The 1,171-nt window shown below is 41.8% G+C and carries 2 protein-coding genes; both read right to left on the reverse strand.

What is annotated here, in order from left to right:
- On the reverse strand, window positions 1–311 hold a 311-nt coding region (locus tag B4K20_RS03255; protein WP_289281863.1), incomplete at its 3' end, for a thiamine-phosphate kinase.
- 54 nt (window positions 312–365) lie between these two features.
- On the reverse strand, window positions 366–818 hold the full coding sequence (gene nusB / locus B4K20_RS03260) for a transcription antitermination factor NusB (protein ID WP_286305507.1): 453 nt from the start codon (window positions 816–818) through the stop codon (window positions 366–368).
- Between the last annotated feature and the right edge of the window lie 353 nt (window positions 819–1,171).

The raw sequence follows: 1,171 nt of genomic DNA on the forward strand, positions 1-1,171 counted from the left end.
TCAAAGGCTGATAACCACTTTTCATCAAGTGAAGGTATCGTTAATGCTAATGTAAACCAGGCTGGTGTAGCGCCCATGGCGGCCAGATCGCTTAACCCCACCGCCAATGATTTATGGCCTAGCGTGTGAGGATCTACATCCGGGAAAAAATGAATACCGGAAACAAGCGTATCAATTGAAATAGCTATATCGCTATCTGCAGGACATGACAACACAGCACAATCATCACCAATATCCACAATCACGTCTTGACGTTTTTGTGTTGCATCAGCAAAAAACTGTTGTATCAGTGAAAACTCAGTTAAAGCCACACAGAAAACCTTTTAATCATCAGGCAAGCATCGTCGACACCTGCCCAGTATGACTTATTTCTTTTGACGTGCAGCTTTCGCTGCTTGGTGCTCATGAGAGCGTAATCGAGCGCCCATCTTATCTAAGACGCCGTTGACGTATTTATGACCTTGCTCACCACCGAAAGACTTGGCTAATTCGACCGCTTCATTCAGCACGACACGGTATGGTATTTCTGGTAGATGCATAAATTCAAATACGGCGAGACGAAGCACGGAGACTTCTACCGGATCAATCTTTGCCAAATCACGGTCGATGACTTGTGTCAGTTCTTCATCAATTTCATTTTGATATTTGATCGTGCCGTCGACCAATGTCACAAAATATTTTTTATCAATTTTGTCAGCATATTCTGCAGTGACAAACTCAAGTGTGTCTTTTTGTGGTGCTTCACCATTGACTTGAGCTTGATAGAGCGCTTGTACAGCAGCTCGGCGTGCTTTTGTTCTGGGTAATCCAGTGGCCATTTATTTGCCAGCCTCAATTTGTTTTATAGACTTAACCATTTCATCACTCCCATGGCTGCTTAAGACCGTTATATCCAAACAGATTGAACTGTTTCGGTCAGTTTTCGATCAAATTTCTAATAGCTGTATTGCAACTGCCAGCGTTTATTCTCCCACACCGTTTTAAAACAGCGATGTAGATAGTGACATGACTATTATTTTACAAGCCTGAATTTAATCAATATGAAATATATTGTACTCATTTTCCGTCAATCATGGCGAACCATAACTCACAACCAGCGTTTACGTTTTTTGTCTGACTTTTTTGGAAAAGGTAAACCACCAGCATCTGCTTCAACCGTTACCCATTCATT

This window comes from Methylophaga sp. UBA5088 (assembly GCF_002414625.1).
In the GTDB taxonomy this organism is placed as follows: Bacteria; Pseudomonadota; Gammaproteobacteria; order Nitrosococcales; family Methylophagaceae; genus Methylophaga; species Methylophaga marina.

What these genes read in the sequence shown, in the direction of transcription:
- nusB (WP_286305507.1), bottom strand. Translation starts at nt 818, where the DNA reads ATGGCCACTGGATTACCCAGAACAAAAGCACGCCGAGCTGCTGTACAA.